This is a genomic window from Cytobacillus horneckiae, from assembly GCF_002835735.1.
Classification (GTDB): domain Bacteria; phylum Bacillota; class Bacilli; order Bacillales; family Cytobacillaceae; genus Cytobacillus; species Cytobacillus horneckiae.
On record NZ_PISD01000019.1, the window covers coordinates 1 to 16685 of the forward strand.

The 16685-nt window shown below is 35.6% G+C and carries 21 protein-coding genes and 1 pseudogene; 9 read left to right on the forward strand and 13 right to left on the reverse strand.

Features of this window, described 5'->3' with window-relative positions; translation table 11 throughout:
- Nucleotides 1-40 precede the first annotated feature (40 nt).
- Both CWS20_RS09725 and CWS20_RS09730 read right to left on the reverse strand, forming a co-directional pair.
- Complete coding sequence (locus tag CWS20_RS09725) at nt 41-1042, reverse strand: LLM class flavin-dependent oxidoreductase (RefSeq protein ID WP_066198893.1); 1002 nt, start codon at nt 1040-1042, stop codon at nt 41-43.
- Between the two features lie 137 nt (nt 1043-1179).
- Nucleotides 1180-2304 carry a CAP domain-containing protein gene (locus CWS20_RS09730; protein ID WP_066198891.1) on the reverse strand — a complete coding sequence of 375 codons (1125 nt, stop codon included), beginning with the start codon at nt 2302-2304 and terminating at the stop codon, nt 1180-1182.
- 180 nt (nt 2305-2484) lie between these two features.
- Between CWS20_RS09730 and speD the strand changes: the two genes are divergently transcribed.
- Both speD and CWS20_RS09740 read left to right on the forward strand, forming a co-directional pair.
- Nucleotides 2485-3294 carry an adenosylmethionine decarboxylase gene (gene speD, locus CWS20_RS09735; RefSeq protein ID WP_066198889.1) on the forward strand — a complete coding sequence of 270 codons (810 nt, stop codon included), beginning with the start codon at nt 2485-2487 and terminating at the stop codon, nt 3292-3294.
- A 125-nt stretch (nt 3295-3419) separates the two neighbouring features.
- Nucleotides 3420-3830 carry a GNAT family N-acetyltransferase gene (locus CWS20_RS09740; protein ID WP_066198882.1) on the forward strand — a complete coding sequence of 137 codons (411 nt, stop codon included), beginning with the start codon at nt 3420-3422 and terminating at the stop codon, nt 3828-3830.
- A gap of 85 nt (nt 3831-3915) precedes the next feature.
- Here CWS20_RS09740 and CWS20_RS09745 read toward each other — a convergent pair whose 3' ends face one another.
- Genes CWS20_RS09745 through CWS20_RS09755 form a run of 3 tightly spaced genes read right to left on the reverse strand, consistent with a single transcriptional unit; the run spans nt 3916 to nt 5472 of the window.
- Nucleotides 3916-4176: a DUF3006 domain-containing protein gene (locus tag CWS20_RS09745; RefSeq protein WP_066198879.1), complete on the reverse strand. Its 261-nt coding sequence runs from the start codon at nt 4174-4176 to the stop codon at nt 3916-3918.
- Between the two features lie 6 nt (nt 4177-4182).
- Nucleotides 4183-5277: an MBL fold metallo-hydrolase gene (locus tag CWS20_RS09750; protein WP_066198877.1), complete on the reverse strand. Its 1095-nt coding sequence runs from the start codon at nt 5275-5277 to the stop codon at nt 4183-4185.
- Nucleotides 5278-5295: 18 nt separating this feature from the next.
- Entirely contained in the window at nt 5296-5472 is a 177-nt protein-coding gene (locus CWS20_RS09755) for a DUF4083 family protein (protein WP_083957410.1), read from the reverse strand.
- Between the two features lie 438 nt (nt 5473-5910).
- Between CWS20_RS09755 and CWS20_RS09760 the strand changes: the two genes are divergently transcribed.
- The 3 genes from CWS20_RS09760 (at nt 5911) to CWS20_RS09770 (ending at nt 6943) form a co-directional block, all read left to right on the forward strand.
- Nucleotides 5911-6195, forward strand: a complete 285-nt coding sequence (locus CWS20_RS09760) for a hypothetical protein (protein ID WP_066198872.1) — start codon at nt 5911-5913, stop codon at nt 6193-6195.
- Between the two features lie 119 nt (nt 6196-6314).
- Complete coding sequence (locus CWS20_RS09765; RefSeq protein ID WP_066198870.1) at nt 6315-6659, forward strand: hypothetical protein; 345 nt, start codon at nt 6315-6317, stop codon at nt 6657-6659.
- Nucleotides 6660-6709: 50 nt separating this feature from the next.
- Nucleotides 6710-6943 carry a hypothetical protein gene (locus CWS20_RS09770; protein ID WP_066198867.1) on the forward strand — a complete coding sequence of 78 codons (234 nt, stop codon included), beginning with the start codon at nt 6710-6712 and terminating at the stop codon, nt 6941-6943.
- On the opposite strand, the gene CWS20_RS27950 is transcribed toward CWS20_RS09770, so the two are convergent.
- From CWS20_RS27950 to CWS20_RS09785, 4 genes are all read right to left on the reverse strand, one after another.
- Nucleotides 6920-7096 carry a hypothetical protein gene (locus CWS20_RS27950; RefSeq protein WP_157090544.1) on the reverse strand — a complete coding sequence of 59 codons (177 nt, stop codon included), beginning with the start codon at nt 7094-7096 and terminating at the stop codon, nt 6920-6922. The genes CWS20_RS09770 and CWS20_RS27950 overlap by 24 nt on opposite strands.
- An 81-nt stretch (nt 7097-7177) precedes the next feature.
- Nucleotides 7178-8125 carry a MerR family transcriptional regulator gene (locus tag CWS20_RS09775; protein ID WP_241504162.1) on the reverse strand — a complete coding sequence of 316 codons (948 nt, stop codon included), beginning with the start codon at nt 8123-8125 and terminating at the stop codon, nt 7178-7180.
- Between the two features lie 353 nt (nt 8126-8478).
- Nucleotides 8479-8988, reverse strand: a complete 510-nt coding sequence (locus CWS20_RS09780) for a GNAT family N-acetyltransferase (RefSeq protein WP_066198864.1) — start codon at nt 8986-8988, stop codon at nt 8479-8481.
- Between the two features lie 65 nt (nt 8989-9053).
- Nucleotides 9054-10130, reverse strand: a complete 1077-nt coding sequence (locus CWS20_RS09785; RefSeq protein WP_066198861.1) for an AbrB family transcriptional regulator — start codon at nt 10128-10130, stop codon at nt 9054-9056.
- Between the two features lie 128 nt (nt 10131-10258).
- Here CWS20_RS09785 and CWS20_RS09790 point away from each other — a divergent pair, with 128 nt between their 5' ends.
- The 3 genes and pseudogenes from CWS20_RS09790 to CWS20_RS09800 all read left to right on the forward strand — a co-directional run.
- A complete protein-coding gene (locus CWS20_RS09790) occupies nt 10259-10663 on the forward strand; it encodes a PH domain-containing protein (RefSeq protein ID WP_066198855.1) in 405 nt (134 codons plus the stop codon).
- 6 nt (nt 10664-10669) lie between these two features.
- On the forward strand, nt 10670-11404 hold the full coding sequence (locus tag CWS20_RS09795) for an AAA family ATPase (RefSeq protein ID WP_066198852.1): 735 nt from the start codon (nt 10670-10672) through the stop codon (nt 11402-11404).
- Nucleotides 11394-11717, forward strand: a pseudogene (locus tag CWS20_RS09800) (HIT family protein); the annotation flags it as partial. The gene CWS20_RS09795 and the pseudogene CWS20_RS09800, both read left to right, overlap by 11 nt.
- An 11-nt stretch (nt 11718-11728) precedes the next feature.
- Here CWS20_RS09800 and CWS20_RS09805 read toward each other — a convergent pair.
- The 4 genes from CWS20_RS09805 to CWS20_RS09820 form a co-directional block, all read right to left on the reverse strand.
- Complete coding sequence (locus CWS20_RS09805) at nt 11729-12502, reverse strand: class I SAM-dependent methyltransferase (protein WP_066198849.1); 774 nt, start codon at nt 12500-12502, stop codon at nt 11729-11731.
- A gap of 743 nt (nt 12503-13245) precedes the next feature.
- Complete coding sequence (locus CWS20_RS09810) at nt 13246-13710, reverse strand: hypothetical protein (protein ID WP_066198846.1); 465 nt, start codon at nt 13708-13710, stop codon at nt 13246-13248.
- Between the two features lie 401 nt (nt 13711-14111).
- Nucleotides 14112-14294, reverse strand: a complete 183-nt coding sequence (locus tag CWS20_RS09815) for a hypothetical protein (RefSeq protein ID WP_066198843.1) — start codon at nt 14292-14294, stop codon at nt 14112-14114.
- A gap of 492 nt (nt 14295-14786) precedes the next feature.
- On the reverse strand, nt 14787-15659 hold the full coding sequence (locus CWS20_RS09820; RefSeq protein WP_066198840.1) for a DMT family transporter: 873 nt from the start codon (nt 15657-15659) through the stop codon (nt 14787-14789).
- Nucleotides 15660-15775: 116 nt separating this feature from the next.
- Between CWS20_RS09820 and CWS20_RS09825 the strand changes: the two genes are divergently transcribed.
- The gene (locus tag CWS20_RS09825) at nt 15776-16651 is read left to right on the forward strand and encodes a LysR family transcriptional regulator (RefSeq protein ID WP_066198837.1); all 876 of its coding nucleotides are present in this window, start codon (nt 15776-15778) and stop codon (nt 16649-16651) included.
- Nucleotides 16652-16685: the final 34 nt, after the last annotated feature.

The window sequence follows — 16685 nt, forward strand, 5'->3', positions numbered from 1 at the left end:
AACAATTGGGGTGCAGTTCATGACCGGCATTCGGTTAGGTTTAACATTCTGTTATTACTTCAGATACAATTTCAAAGGAATGCTTGCGTTCTTCATGATCATATATTTGACCATTTACAATCAATTCATTTGCGCCTGTTTCTGCAATAAATTCTTCCAGTTTGTCTTTAACGATTTTCCGGCCGCCAATAATAGAAGACCCAAGCTGTTGTTGAAGCATTGTTTTCTCATATGGCGTCCATAACTCATCCATATTATTTACAGGCGGTTTTAAACCGTCTCTTTTGTTGCGAATCATGCCTAAAAATGATTGCTGCATAGATGTTGCAAGGTATTTAGCGCGTTCATCCGTGTCAGCAGCAATTACATTGACACCGACCATTACATAAGGCTCACTTAACACTTCAGAAGGGCGAAAACTACGGTGATACAAATCAATCGCAGGCAGCGTATTATCTGGTGAAAAATGGCTGGCAAATGAGAATGGAAGGCCGAGCTCGCCAGCTAATTGTGCACTATAGCCGCTGGAACCTAATAGCCATATCGGTATAGTTAATCCCTCACCTGGAATCGCTCGGACAGGAAGTGGATTTTCCGCTCGTGATGGATCAAAATATGTGCGCAATTCTTCCAATTGTTCAGGGAAATCTTGCGCATCTGTTCTTCGTGTTCTTCTTAAAGCCATTGCTGTTAATTGGTCAGTTCCAGGCGCACGTCCAAGACCGAGATCGATGCGGCCAGGGAATAACGATTCCAAAGTACCGAATTGTTCTGCAATCACCAAAGAGGAGTGGTTTGGCAGCATGACTCCTCCTGAACCAACACGAATCGAAGTCGTACCTGCTGCAACATGACCGATGACAACTGATGTTGCAGAACTTGCAATACCGGGCATATTATGATGCTCAGCCAGCCAAAAGCGAGTATAGCCCAATTTTTCAACATGTTTCGCCAAATCTAATGTATTTTGCAATGATTCTGCTGGTGAACCACCTTGTAATATCGGGGATAAATCTAAAACTGAATATTTAATATTTGACATTTGCGATCAGCTACTTTCTAAAAAATTTCTTATACTCTTTGTTTATTTTAGCAATTAACTCACGAAGATAAAAATGATTAGCCTATTAATTAATTTTCGTTTATAAAAAAAATGCGGAGACGATTGTCTCCGCATTCTTATTTTGTATAAAAGTTTTGTGTGAAATATGGCTGGTTCGTATCATTAAATGCGACGCCAACGCCTAATAATTGATAGTCTTTTTTGAGAATATTTTTTCTGTGCCCTTCAGAATTCATTAAACCTTCATGGGCAAAAATGCTGCTGAATTGACCATATGCTAGATTTTCTCCAGCAGTTCTGAAGCGAATATCATCGCTTTTCATCCGGTCAAAAGGTGACTGGCCCTCAAGATTGTCATGGCTGAAATAATTATAGGCCGCCATATCGGCACTATGTTCACGGGCTGTTTCTCTAACAGGATCATCCCATGTCATTACAGGAATTTGATGATTGACTCGTTCTGCGTTGGCTAAGTCGAATAACTGAAATTCGAACCCTTCTTTTAATTCTTGTGTTGGCTCTCCATAAAAACCTGCTTTATTCTGTTCCATTTCTTCGGCAAGTATTTGAATGGATGTGATCGTATTGTTCTTGTGAACATCATAAAAAACAGTCACATAGCTGCCATCTAATTCAAATACATCATAATCGCTATCTGACGCAAACTGATAATAGGTTAATCCTTTTCGGATACTGGCCAGCGGCTCGCCAAGGATATTTGCGACTTCAGCTTTAGTTAATCCATACTTGATGCCATTGCTAGAAGAAATTAAATCTTGGTTTGTATATAATCCATTGACTATCTCATTCTCGTCATAAGAAACCATAATGAAACGCTGATAATTTTCATGATAGGCATGCCATGTAGTCCCGTATTCATTTCGCGTAGAACGCTGCGGGTGACCAATCGTTTCTTCAACGTCTGAACGTTTATCACCAATTTCTAAATTATATACAGATATTGATTTTTCATCAGGCGTAGTTAATTCAGGTTTCTCAATGCGCTCTGTTTCTGTTTCATTAGCAGGGCGATCTTTAATCAACTGCTCCACGTCCATAATGAAACTGTTAAATCCAGTCGCAATCGTTTGTGCAATAGATTGGAAATCTGTGTCTTGTATGTCTGATTTGAATTGCTGTATAGCTGTTCCTTCTGCTTTTTCATTAATTGCTTCATTAATTGTTGGCCAAGAAATATAAACGACAAAACCGATGAGTATCAATAATAGAAACTTTTTCAATTGTTGGTTCCTTTCATACCTTTTATATTACTCTTTATTTCCTACATTATAGGATTGTTAAACATTAGGGACAATCCTTTTGCATCATCCTTTTTTACCCAATAAAAAAAGCGCTTGTTTTTTTGCAGAAAAGGAAGGGTATGATAATGAGAAGATGATTGTTTACAAGGGGGAATATAGATGAGTTCTACATCAGAAAATACAATTGAATTGCATGGCTTTAATAATCTGACAAAATCGCTGAGCTTTAATATGTATGATATTTGCTACACAAAAACGAAAGAGGAAAGGGAGGCATATATAGAATATATTGATGAGGAATATAGCGCAGAACGGCTAACGAAAATTTTAAAGGCGGTCACTGATATTATCGGTGCACATGTATTGAATGTTGCTCAACAAGATTATGTACCGCAAGGAGCTAGTGTTACTTATCTAATATCTGAAGGCCCTATTGTTGAGGTGCCTACGGAATCATTTGAGGAAAGTCCCGGTCCGTTGCCGGAATCCGTTGTTATGCAGCTGGATAAAAGCCATATTACCGTTCATACTTATCCGGAATACCATCCTTCTGAAGGGATAAGTACATTTCGCGCTGATATTGATGTGTCAACTTGTGGAGAGATTTCTCCATTAAAAGCATTAAACTATTTAATCCATTCCTTTGATACGGATATTATGACGATTGATTACCGCGTTCGCGGTTTTACGCGCGATAAGGAAGGAAAAAAGCTCTATATCGATCATGATATCAGCTCGATTCAAAATTACATTCCTGAAGAAGTGCAGGATGAATACGATATGATAGATGTGAATATATATCAGGCTCATACATTCCATACGAAGTGTAAAATTAAAGAATTTGACTTAGATCAATATTTATTCGGCTATACGAAAGATTCACTAACTCATGAAGAGGCAAAGGAAATTGCTGAACGCATACAAAAGGAAATTGATGAGATATATTATGGGAAAAATATAGATATTTAATTATAACGGATCACATGTGATCCGTTTTTAATTTTTAAATCTGTATAGCGAGAACAAGGTATTTAGTGATAATGATAGAATTAAAAGTCCATATAGGAGATTTATTGCAGAGGGAGGGGGAAATAATGAATGTTGCGTTCAAGGAAGGAAAGAAAATTGATAAACAACTTTTAAAAGCGCTGTATGAAGATGTGCAATGGAATGCCTACACCAAAGATTTAAGTCAATTACAGCAAGCGTTAGTAAACTCTTTATTTGTCCTAACTGCATGGGAAGGCGATCAACTGATTGGGTTAATCCGTGTTGTTGGCGATGGTTTAACTATTTTGTATATACAGGACATTTTAGTGTTAAATAGTTATCAAAATCGCGGCATTGCGACGGAAATGATGCAACTTGTTGTAAAGAAATATAAGGATGTTCGTCAAAAAGTATTATTAACAGAAGAAGCCCCGGATGTACGCCATTTTTACGAAAAGAACGGTTTTATCTCTTGTGATAAAGGAACACTTGTAGCTTTTGCAAAAATAAATTAAAATTTATTTTCATATCGAAAAAAATAAGCGTATTCGAAATGACAATTGAATACGCTTATATTAGTTTGAAGGCTTAAACAAAGCTTTATTTTTTATAGTTGCTTTTTCCTTTTTTTGATTGCAGCTTTGCAAGCAGGCCGGCGGTTTTCGCTTGCTCTTTCTCTGTTTTATCTTTGTCAATATGGATGTGAGAAGGCTGACCATCTTGCAATTCAATCTTAAGCCAAGTACCAGGGAAACAATCTTCTGGTAATTTTTCCGCATGAACTGTAATTTGCTTTTTTAAGGATTCTATTAAAATAACTGCTTGATTTCCTTCTTTGCGATCAAAATAAGCGCTGTACAAAGTTAATCAACCTCCTAAGCAGGCTAGACCTTCATCAAGTATATCTGCCATTCTTGCCTCGCCAATGCCGTTTATTTTCTCTAAGTCATTTAACGAAACGTATGGACGCTGTTCAATGAGCTGTTTTGCCCGGTCTTTACCAATATGAATAATATTTTGAAGTTCATCTACACTCGCTCTATTAATATTGATACAACTGCTTGCCTCTTCAACTTGAGTTTCAGAGTCAGTATCACTTGGCATAGTTTCGACTTCAAATGTATTTCCATTTGTGTGAATAATGATTGTCCCATCAACGTCAGTTCCGTATAAAGAAATGTCTCTGTTTTTAACTGCAGATATGACTTCCTTATCAGGATGACCATAAGAATTATCTTTTCCAGCACTATAAATTGCAACCTCGGGATTTACGTGATTGAGAAAATCCTCGCTCGTTGAAGTGGCAGAACCATGGTGGCCAAGATGAAGAATTTCGGCGTTTAAATCAAATCCGGCCTGAATCATTTCCATTTCATTGCTTTTACTGGCATCTCCTGTAAATATGAAATTGATCTCATCATAGGAAAGCTTCATGGAAATAGACTCTTCATTAGTATTACCCGTTATTTTTTCTGGATAAAGTACTTCAATCCTAAGTGGGCCAATCTCGAACTCTTCTCCAGCACGGGGCTCATAATAATCCACTTCGTAATGATCAATTGCTTCTAAAACGCGCTGAAAAACTTTAGAAGTGCTTAAGTTTCCTGATAACCAAACCTCATAAACGTCTACAAACTCAATTACTTTATCGAGTTGGCCAATGTGGTCTGCATCCGGGTGTGTACCGATGGCGAGATCTAAGTGTTGAATGTTCTGCTCCTGTAAGTATTCTATGACCTCATTGCTGTTAAAATCACCCGCATCTATTAGAATATTATATTCTTTTTCGCTATCTGAGAACTGAAGAAGTGTGCTATCAGCTTGTCCGACATTAATAAAGTGAGCTTGCAAATTACTATTATTTTCTAGTGAACGAGGTTTTATAGACTGGTTTGTTGTATCTCCAGTACACCCAGTTAAGAGAAAACAAATTCCAATGATTATAATTATTGTCTGCCGCATTTCTTACTCTCCATTATGTTATCTCTTTTGCTGTTCTTCCAATAAGTCTATAATTTTATCAAGCTTTTTATCAAGCGATTGGTTGCTGCGCCGTGAACGCTTTTGTGTACGTATCATGCTCACGAAAAAATAAATAACGCCGACAAGGATTACGAGAGACAGTAGCTGAAAAATAATATCACCGATGTTTAACAAGTTATTTCATCCCTTCAATCATATATAACCATATTTTATCCTAAAATACCTTAACATTCCATGCTAAACTGCGAAAGGGAGCAGGCAATCAATTGTTAAATTCTATTGATTTCATACATGTTTTTCTCGTCTGCATCGGATGATTCGTGATGGGGTTACTAAGTACAAAACGCAATAAAAAGTTGAAGATTAAACCAAGATTATTCAAAATTATCATCGTATTGTGAGTGGGGACTTTTTCATTTTTAATGAGGAGTTTAAAATTGCTATTCTTCCACTAGGAGTGTGGCTTATCTATATTTTTACGAGAAAAGGAAATTGGTCAACTTATCGGTATTTCGCACGGCTGGGATTTTTTTTCTACTTATTTGTTTGCAGCATTATTACTGCTTAATATTGGCCTGCATTCATTTATCCTAAAACATCACCGGTCACCTTTTGGACAAAAGAAAGTTAAAAAGCAATGTTTCAGCAGTGATAAAAAATTTTGAACTCGAAAATCATGATTTAGAGTCTTGGTATTACGCACCTGCTTTAAATGAGGACACAGAGGGTGAACAGTTTACTTACATAGTAAGTGGTACGGAACCTAAAATGGGGTCTAATCTTAAAATGATGATTTATGTTGAGAATAATGAGAAAGGTTTGCTTATGATGGCAAATGGAAAACAGTATTATTTAGCAGGAGAAGAGTCGATTTTTGATGAGGTGAGAAAAAAATGAGACCAAGGACTATTTTTTTCATTGTTGCGGGACGATTAATAATCGGTATTTCTTCTTATTACGCATATATTCAAATCGGGAAAAATAAGATACCCAGTGAAGCATAATTAACAAGAGAGATGGCAGAAACGATTAATATGACAGATGTAAAAATTAATCAAGACCGAATCATCATAGAGAATAAAAATTTATTCACACCTTTCATAACAACTGATGAAGAATATAGTATGCTGTTATTACATTGGAATTGGCTGACTGGAAATTGGGATATTGTCCATAGGCAGCAGGGAGGGGGCGTCGTTTTATGGAAGACGGATGCTTCATCCGCATTTTTTGTCTGGAACTTGTCACCAAAGGACAAGGTCGAATCAATTGAATTCGCCCTAAAGAACAGGTCGGTATTTTTCACAATCCGACAAGGAAGTCAGATACGATCCACAAATTGTTTTAACAACAGAAATTGATAATCATAGTCCTGAATTTGGCAGCAGTTCCTGATGAATGGATAAGGTTTTTGGCTGATTCAGCAGCAGCAGAAACACAGAAACCTATTGATCCGTTTGATAGGCTTTATGCAAACCCAATCACCTATAGTTGGCAAACAAAAGATGAAAACGGAAAATATTTTTTTCAGAGCATACTCAAAAAAAATGGAAATAGTACATCCAGTGGAAACAGGATAGAGTATATTCAATTTGAACTGGCAGATCATTTTGCTTACAAGTTATTTTGCGAAATCATTACCTAATTTTTGGATCTTGTTTTCGAATTTTTCAAGCTTTCGACGGAGGTGCTCCATTTGCAACTCAAGCTCATCCAGTCGAAAGTCCACACGGTCATAATCTAAGTCCATCATAATTAGCAATTCGTTTAATGAATGTACATCCTTTTGTGATTTCATTATAAATGTCTCCTTATCATTTGTAGGATACCGTGCAGCGGGCGCACTCTCTTTAGAGTGCCCCTTTAGCAAGGTGTATAATCATCTCCAAAACTGCCACCATATTTTAGTTTTCTCACTAGCAGCTGCTGCATTTCGGAATGACACAATCATATCTTGAAAGGCATCTTCCCGGTCATTTAAACGATGTAAATATTCCTCGTGTTCTTTCTTCAACGTTTCAAAATAAATATTACGATCTGCGTTGATGCTTTCTTTTAAAGAACTAATTTCTGCATTAAACTCTGTGCCTGTTAATTCAGCAGAACTGGAAATATAATGAATCATCGTTTTGAATTCCTCGGATGAAGCTTCTGAAGATTCTTCAATTTTATTAGAAATATAATGAATTTGATCTGTCGTACGCTTCGATTGTTTCGCAACCCGCTTTGCTAACGTTTCGAATGCATCGGAGCTTTGTTTTGAAGATTTTTGAAATTCATCTGTCATTTCTTTTAATTCTGCTTTCGTTTTTTCATTGGATTTATAGATAGAGTCTGATAAACTTTTTACAGTATGAACAGAACTTTTCGAAATCTCTTTCTTCATTTCCTCAATCACTTCTTTTTTGATACCTGTTCTTATTTCTTCTTTAATCTCATGAAGTAGATTTTCTTTGAATGCTTCCATTGCAGCCATCATCTGTTCCAAACTTGAGTTGTTGTCTTGCAGCTGAAGGGATTGCTTCTGCTGTATAGGATCTAGTGAGGAATCGTTTGTACCATCTGTTTCCACATCGTTCGTTTGCGTGTCTAGATGCTGCTTAAGAAGATTGCGGATCATTTTTTGGCTTAAGTTCTGACTACGCATTTCCTTGACTGTGTTTAAGAGGTTTATTTCTTCGTCTGTATAAAATCTGGCCCCATTTTTTGATCGTGGAATAATGAGAATCCCTTTTAAATCTTTTTCCCATTGTCTCAGCGTGCCAGGTGGAACATTTAATTTTTTTGATACCTCATTAATGGTATATGCTTGCATAAATTGATTCATGATTAACTCCCTTTCATCATAGTGTAATTTTTCATGTTTCGGAAGGGGATTCCGAACTACTAACAAATCTCTATAAATAGCTATTCAGCAAGACTACATTCATTTTCCTGCCAACTGACAAAAGCTCTCAAAACAAGACGTTATTCCGCAAAAACATGCACTTTATAACGAATTTTGAAAAATGCGTCGGAAAATAGAAGAGCAGCCTGACTGTGAAATTAGACATGGGATAAATGTAATTATGTTGTTAGAGTAAGCATCAAGTGAATTTTAAGCCTCATAACTAAAAAACAGCATCCTCACAGGATACTGTTTTAAAGAGTTAAAGTATTTATGGACTATATATTCATTTATTAACAATCATAAGCATATAATTTAAGCTCCTCAGAATCATTATCGAGTAGAATGTTTCCTTCGAATTTCATTCCAATCTTTTCAAGAAGCTTGGAAGAAGCATGATTGTCCATAGATGTGATAGCTACTATCCGTTTAAGACTTAGCTGTTCGATTCCATACGTCAACGTAGCAGATGCTGCCTCATAGCCGTAACCTTTCGATTGAAAGCTAGATAACATAGCAAAGCCTATATCGACATCCTCTAAAGAATCTCTTTTTATTAATCCGCAAATGCCAATTGGGATCCTTTCGTCCTTTAATTCAATCAAGTACAAACCAAAGCCTAATCGAGTGTACATGTCCATCGGTCCTGTTGAAATATAGTCTTCAGCATCTTCTAAAGTTCTCACACCTTTATCACCAATGAATCGCAGCCAAGAAGGTTCATTCAATAAGCTGAGAATAAAATCTGCATCATCATTTGATAACCAACGAAGGATTAATCTCTCAGTTTCTATCACTTTCATTAAAAATACACCCCTATTGAAAAGATTTATTATAAATATAACAGCTTTACAGTAATGAAAGGTATTTATTCACTTGAACGACTTACTTTACTCGTCGTTTTAAACACCCATTTTAAGAGAGGAGGTACTGCAAAGAAAATAAAGAAAAGGCGAAATAATTGATATCCGGTAATAACAGATAAATCAGCACCAACTTCATGAGCAATAATTGCCATTTGATCCATTCCGCCAGGCGACAAACTTAGAAAGCTGGTCGCTGCTGAGAAGTGGAAGAAGGTGCTTAAAAGGTAACTTAATAATAAAGAGCCAAAAATTAACAGTGTACTGAATAAAGTGGCAAGGCCAATTAATCTTACTTTATGATCTAAGTTTTCTGGGTGCATCATTAAGCCGATATTTACCCCAATTAAAATTTGTGATAGATCTAGCAATCCAATTGGCAGTTCCGGTCCATTGAATCCGATTAACCCAAGGATAGCAGTACCAATAATAGGTCCAAGCAAGAAGGGAGTAGGCGCCTGCATCTTCTTAAAAATAATCGAAAGGAAAATGGCTGTCATTATAAAGAGTATAATATTTGGATACAACCCATTCCAAGTGGGTGCAGCGGCTTCTGTCACATAAGATTGACTTTCTCCAAAAATCGGTCCAAAAATAAGAACTGGAACGAGAAAGATAATCATAATTAAACGAATCACCTGCAGAAAAGTAACAACAGTGACATTTACACCCTTTGTTTCCTCTGCAAGAATCATCATTTGCGAGAGGCCGCCAGGTATGCTGCCGATTAATACAGATGGATAGTTTATTCCAGTAAATTTTGAGATGAGCAAAGCTGTCATTGCACTGAATAAAATAATGAGAACCGTCATGATAAACATTGAAGGAAGCTGATGGCTGATAAAAATCAACGCTTCTTTAGTTAAAGATAGCCCCATTGAGTAGCCTATAATGACAATTCCTAAATTTCTAAGGAAAGGTGGCCAATACAATTCTTTCTTAGTGATTAGTGAAAAAATCATGATACTCGCAATTGAGCCAAGGAGCCAGGCTACCGGGATATGTAATAGGTGAAAAATAAGCCCGCCAGTTGCAGCCAGCAAGAAAGCAAATACAAGACTTAGCAGCTTTTGTTTATTCATATGAAGACCTTCTTTTAACTTTATTATTTCGATTGATGAAAGATATGTTTATATTACCATATAAAGTGACATTAATTTTAGTGTAGAAGTGTAATAAGTGGTAATATATGCATAAGTGGAGGGATTATATGTATTACCGATCTAAAAAAGGACCAGGCTTTTTTGCTGTATATTGGATGATGATTTTATTGATGTCCGTGCCGCCAATTTTCTTTCTTCAAACTCATATATTTTCATTAATCATTACTCTTGCCTTATCAGGCATACTTATTTGGATATGGTTTAAAACAGGATACACGATAAATGGAGAAAAGCTTCATATTCATTACGGACCATTCAAAAAGGAAATAAATATAATAGAAATTCACAGTTTAAGAGAAACAAAAAATCCATTTATTGATCCTGCATTATCCATTAATAAAATTGAAATTATTTATCAAAAATATGAAACTACTGCCATATCTCCAATAAACAAAGGGCAATTTATTCAATCTTTAGTAGAAATCAATCCAAATATTCAGTTTAAGAGGTGATTGCATATGTTTTTAAATCGTGTAACAAAGCTGCATGACCGTATTCCTTCTCAGCAAGACTACCCATTTTCAATTCCTGCAATTAGGACAATGGATGAAATAGAAATAGCTGCTAACGTTACTTTTTTTGTAGGTGAAAACGGATCAGGCAAATCCACCTTGCTAGAAGCGATTGCTGATAAATGCGAATTTAATACAGCTGGCGGCGGGCGGAATAATACATATGAAGTACATGCTTCCGATTCGGCACTAGGAGATTATATCCGATTATCTTGGATGCCAAAAGTGACAAATGGCTTCTTTTTGCGTGCTGAATCTTTCTACCAGTTTTCTTCGCATTTAGACGAGGTAGATACCACGGGCTTTCGGGATTATGGTGGTAAGTCATTGCATCATCAATCACATGGCGAATCCTTTTTGTCACTTTTTTTACATCGCTTTAAAGGACAAGCCATCTATTTATTAGATGAGCCAGAAGCAGCTTTATCACCTGCAAGACAGCTTGCGTTTTTACGTGTGCTATATGATTTAGCAGAAAAAGAAGAATGCCAGTTTATTATTGCCACCCATTCACCTATTCTTTTAGGTTATCCTGGAGCAGATATATTAAGTTTTGATCATGGAAAAATATCTTCTATAAGATATGAAGAAAGTGATCATTATCAAATTACACGCTATTTTTTAGAAAATAGAGAAAGGTATTTAAATGAATTATTAAAGGAGGAACAAGATGATGAGTGAGGATTTTTATTGTGAACAAGTGCTGAGTGGCAAAACAGAAGTAGAAAAAGTATATGAGACCGAGAATGTATTGGCTTATTACCACACAAAACCGTTCTATCCGGTGCATATTGTCACCATTCCTAAAAAACATATCGATTCTCTGCTAACCATACAGGAGGATAATCTGCTATTAGAAATATTTACTGTTATTAAATATGTAGCATGAAAAGTAAGCGAGGAGCATGGAGCAGCCCGCGTCCTCACTAACCTCGGAAACTATCAAGATTCTAAGCATCTTCATTGGCATGTAGTCTATGGTGAGCCATTAAAAAAGTACGGAGGCTACACCTTAATATTGACAATGTATCGCGAAAAAGTTACTGCTAAGCCTTTTTTTGATGAATAACGGTCGAATAGATGAGTAACTTCCTGAAAGCTTTCCGCAATGACAGCTTGAATCATTTGCGGTGATTGGCCAAAGCAGCGATATTTGATTACGTCGATGGGCGTATGTAAAAATTCTAATGAATGGTGTGTGTGGATTGAGTAATCTAGAAATTTACTTTTAGAAAGCACTTTATTTAGTTTATCAAGTATTGGTGTTCCTGAAAGTTTAGGGAAAAAACCAGGGAATATATTTGGTAGTTCTTTGCCCAAATCATCGCCTGGATGTAGGCCTAAAACAGTTCCGCCCTCTCTTAATATCCTTTTTAGAAATGGATAGGATGAGGTAGGTCCCTTCCTGTTATAGGCAAAATCAAATGAGCTGTCTTTGAAAGGAAACCCATCTTTTGAATCACCTTGAATAAATGATATATGGTCGCTTTTATTTTCAGCTGCTTTTTCAATAAAAGTATTTGTAATATCAAATCCGATTATTTTTTTTGCGTACAAACCATTTTGAATGGTGTAAAAACCGTCGCCACAGCCAATATCAATCACCTCTTTGTTAACAATTAATTTTTTTACTTTGCTGTCAAATATCGTTTCACCATTAGGAAGTTCATAAGTAGATTGCCAAGGGTAAGCATACCGGCCATTCAAATGACTTAATTGATCATACCACTTAACAGAATGCGGTTGAATCCATTCAGGCAGTGCAGAAGGGTCAAGCACAAAATCGCCTCCTTTTTTTGTATAATGATAAATTCTCTTCTATTAAAAAATCTCCTCTATAAAGCGTGTGGAAAATGATTTCCAAGTAACGAACTTTTAATTTATAGGCAGTTAGAAAAGAGAATAGAATTATCAGCAAAGGGGCAGCTATATTATTTAAATCTTGAAAAAGACTATGCAGGTGAAAAATCATCTTATAATACACAGGTGACAAAATTAAAATGTAGGATGTATCCTGCATGAACAATTTTACACTTCATCACAAGGATACTTTCATCAAACTAGTAGAAAATCTATAATCTATGAAAATAAAAGAGAATCATTTCTCCCGCGTTCCTAACTTAAGCTATTCACAGCTTAAAAAATGCGCAGGTCTGTTTACAAAAATTCATTGTGTAAATCGTATAAGCTTGTAGAGCACACACAAAGTGCTTATTATTGCAAACTTAACTAATGCAGCTCTATGATTCATTTCGTGTAGAAGAAATAAGTGGATCAAAGGGGGTTGCTTAGTAATAGCAGTGCCTGAAAACAAAAGAAAAAAGGTCAAGTCCTTTATTTTTTGAGTCAGTGTTTTTATTATTTGCAAATCTTTTACACTTTTTAAAAATGTAAAAATTTAAGAAGGAAATTAAAAGTAGGATTAGATTACCTAATAAGCGGCCGGGATTTCTCCTAGAGGCGCTCTTATCTAACTTTGATAAATCACCTTTGATGTTTTCCGATGGACATACCAATAAGATTTATATATTGTTTTTTTCCATTTTCCTTATCCAATTATAATAAAGAACAACAATCATGAGCAAAAAGGGGTTAATCGCTGCTGAGTACCATAATTTCCACCATCCATGATTAAAATAACCCCATGGTTCTGGCAATGTGGTGATGCTTTCATAAAAGGTAATTGCTATAGCCCATAATGAGACATATAGTATTCGCTTATAAAAAGATGCGTCAAACGGATACCAATTAATAAAAATTATATTCACTGGAGGAATCAATAATGTAAAAGCAGGTATCGATTTCCATTCAACATCCTTGCTAAAATACCAATAGCCCTGATATTTTTGTTCCATAAACAGATCAACAATTAATTGAAAAGCCATAGTAAACATCCAAATATGGATAATTTGGTTTTTTGTTAATCGCTTATTTGTGGTGAAAGCTATAGCATTAAAGGCAAGACAGGCAATTAGAAGTCCTATCAATTGGATAACATCCTTTTATCCTTAACTTTCCTCCATAGCTACAAAATATTCTTCATTAAGCTTCACCATAATCATTATGATAAACTCATTAATTGCATCAAATTTTCTTCATCTTGATTGTTCTTGTCAATCTTAACAATTGTGTTTTCTATTGGATCTTCAAGGTCAGAATTACTAAAGTTATCATTTTCATTTCATTCCAGTTATTCTCATTGTGCTGATCATAAGGTGTGTCTTCAGGGGGCCGTTTTTGATCGGCTGTATCCCTGTGAAAAGCATAATGGCAAATAGTGTAGTTAATCATTTAAAGAGGATTTTCATGGTTTTGTCATTTGTTTTAATTCTAAACTGGCGATAAAGCTAAGAAACATTCCTTTCTCAGCTTTATCCTTATCAAGTTATCATTGACTTGTTGGTCCTGTTTGAGATGGGGGATTTTTGCTATTTTCGTTCTGAGTGTTTAAATTGGATAGCTGAGGCATCATATTTTGAAGTTGCCCACTTCGTCCTGTCATCATACTATAGGCAGCTGCGCCAATCCCTATAGAAGCAATTATCGGCAATATTTGAACATTGTTTTTCATAATCATTTTCACCCTCTGCAACTTTTTTCTTGCTCTTTTGAGCATTTATAGACTTTGTAATTTCTTTTCTTATGAGTCAAGTATTATTTTCCTCCATAATCAAAAAATTTCTTTTCACTAGCTTTTGCATAATTCCTGCTTCAAAGGGGAATTTGTTTATGTTTTCTTAAGGTAAGTTTTTAAATTTGTTTTAGTATAAAATATGTAAACAAAAACAAATTATTAATATCAATAGCAAAGGGATTTACAACTACAATACTGAAAAAGAATTGATTTTCTTTACGCATTTCCATATTATTCTAAAATCATTATTGAGTTTAGATAATGATAAAAAAACAGCCGAAAAACTCTTACATAGCAAGGTTTATCGCCTGTTTATCTATAGCGTATCAGGAATGAATCTTACCAAAAATTAATAGCTTGAGTATTAAATGAAAAGTATTAAATTAGTTAGCCATAAAAGCTATGTATTTCAAGCTTTTTATCATTCGATCATGTTGTTTCTTTATAAGGATGCTGGCTTGCCAAGGTAGCAATCAGCACACCAGAGATAATAATCATTGCGCCTATGGTATCTCTTAATCCAAAACTTTCACCGAGAATGATAACGGCAAGGAGTGCGGCGAAGATAGGCTCTAACGAAAACATAAGGCTTGTTTGTGTAGGTGATGTATACTTTTGTGCGACAGCCTGACATATAAAACCAAATGCACTGCATAAAATAGCAAGCCCTAAAATAGCTAGCCATGAATGAGCAGTGGAAGGCAATGATGGGGTTTCGAATATAAAACTCATAATGAAGGCAATCACCCCGGCAAATCCCAACTGAAGAATCCCGATAGTTAGTGCTTCATGGCGTTTCGTAACTTTTTCTATAACCAGAATATGAATGGCATAAGCTAGCGCTGATAAAATACATAATAGGTCGCCAGGATTTAAACTGAAAGTACGATTCAATGTCATTACACCAATTCCAGATATGGTAATTAATAATCCAACTCTAATCGGTAAAGAAGGGAGTGAACGCAAAAGAATGCTTTGAATAATTGGCACGAAGACAATCGTTAAGCTTAATAAGAATCCTGCATTGGAAGCTTTTGTCATGCTTAAGCCAAAAGTGACAAAAGAGAAGACTGAAAACAAGAGAAATCCTAATATTGCCGAGGATATAAGAGTTTTTAAGTTTATGTTAAATAGATATTTATAAAAAATGAATCCGGCAACAAAAAATGCAATACTGCATCGTAAGGCTACTAGATTAAAGGTTTGCAGCGTGTCTAAACCCATTTTCATAAATATATAGGAAAGCCCCCAAAAAAAATTGACAATCACTAGTAATATCGTTGCTTTTCCTCGCATACTCATTTCGTCATTCTCCATTCCTTATCTATTTCATTTGTATTATAATCAAGAACATAGTATTAATAAAACGAATCTTTTTCATAATTTACATTAATAAAATTCATATAAGGGGAGAGAATATGAGCTTAGTGAAATATGAAATATTTAGCAAAGTAGCTGAAGTTGGAAGCTTTACTAAAACTGCAGAAAGCCTTGGTTTAACACAGTCTGCCGTCAGTCATGCAATCGCTAACCTTGAAAAGGAATTTGGTTTTCCGCTTGTACATAGGAATAGAGGGGGCATCTCATTAACAAATGATGGCTATGTCATTTTAGTAAATATTAGAAAGGTATTGCATTTTGATGAGCAATTGAGGCAGGAAGCAGCGAAAATAACAGGGTTGACAAAAGGTACGGTTAAAATCGGTACATTTACAAGTGTTTCTTCAAAATGGTTGCCAGAAATCATTAATAAAATGGAGAAGGAGTTCCCTCATATAAGAATTGAACTTATAGAAGGTGATTATTTTGAAATTGAAACTTGGCTATTAAACGGAAAAATCGATTGTGGTTTTATTAATGTGGATCATTCTAATCACTTTGAGATTATTCCCTTAAAAAAGGACCGCTTACTATGTATTGTGTCGGAAGAAAATGCGTTATCACGGCAATCGATGATTGAATTAGAACAATTAAAAAACGTTCCTTTTATTATGCCTACCTATGGAGGCTATCATGAAGTCAAATTCCTATTTGAGAGCAAGGGGATTGAGCCCAATATACGGTTTGAGCTGATGGCCGAGGATTCAATAAAATCTATGGTTGCACATAATCTCGGAGTAAGTATATTACCGGAAATGCTGCTTGAATCAATGCCTTCAGGGTGCAGCGCCATTCCGCTTACAGAAGATAGCTTTAGGGTGCTAGGTCTTGCTGCTCGATTTAATCTATCGCCGGCAGCGAAACAATTTGTCGATGTCACAAAGCGCTGGATTCAAGAGACTTCCGTATCATAAAATCAAGTAAGCCGATTGAAATCATTTCAATCGG

Bases quoted from the DNA above. Each gene is read 5' to 3' on its own strand.
- CWS20_RS09725 (WP_066198893.1), bottom strand. From the start codon at position 1,042: ATGTCAAATATTAAATATTCAGTTTTAGATTTATCCCCGATATTACAA.
- speD (WP_066198889.1), top strand. From the start codon at position 2,485: ATGAGTTCTACATCAGAAAATACAATTGAATTGCATGGCTTTAATAAT.
- CWS20_RS09740 (WP_066198882.1), top strand. From the start codon at position 3,420: ATGAATGTTGCGTTCAAGGAAGGAAAGAAAATTGATAAACAACTTTTA.
- CWS20_RS09750 (WP_066198877.1), bottom strand. From the start codon at position 5,277: ATGCGGCAGACAATAATTATAATCATTGGAATTTGTTTTCTCTTAACT.
- CWS20_RS09765 (WP_066198870.1), top strand. From the start codon at position 6,315: ATGGCAGAAACGATTAATATGACAGATGTAAAAATTAATCAAGACCGA.
- CWS20_RS27950 (WP_157090544.1), bottom strand. From the start codon at position 7,096: ATGAAATCACAAAAGGATGTACATTCATTAAACGAATTGCTAATTATG.
- CWS20_RS09775 (WP_241504162.1), bottom strand. From the start codon at position 8,125: ATGAATCAATTTATGCAAGCATATACCATTAATGAGGTATCAAAAAAA.
- CWS20_RS09780 (WP_066198864.1), bottom strand. From the start codon at position 8,988: ATGAAAGTGATAGAAACTGAGAGATTAATCCTTCGTTGGTTATCAAAT.
- CWS20_RS09785 (WP_066198861.1), bottom strand. From the start codon at position 10,130: ATGAATAAACAAAAGCTGCTAAGTCTTGTATTTGCTTTCTTGCTGGCT.
- CWS20_RS09790 (WP_066198855.1), top strand. From the start codon at position 10,259: ATGTATTACCGATCTAAAAAAGGACCAGGCTTTTTTGCTGTATATTGG.
- CWS20_RS09795 (WP_066198852.1), top strand. From the start codon at position 10,670: ATGTTTTTAAATCGTGTAACAAAGCTGCATGACCGTATTCCTTCTCAG.
- CWS20_RS09815 (WP_066198843.1), bottom strand. From the start codon at position 14,294: ATGAAAAACAATGTTCAAATATTGCCGATAATTGCTTCTATAGGGATT.
- CWS20_RS09820 (WP_066198840.1), bottom strand. From the start codon at position 15,659: ATGAGTATGCGAGGAAAAGCAACGATATTACTAGTGATTGTCAATTTT.
- CWS20_RS09825 (WP_066198837.1), top strand. From the start codon at position 15,776: ATGAGCTTAGTGAAATATGAAATATTTAGCAAAGTAGCTGAAGTTGGA.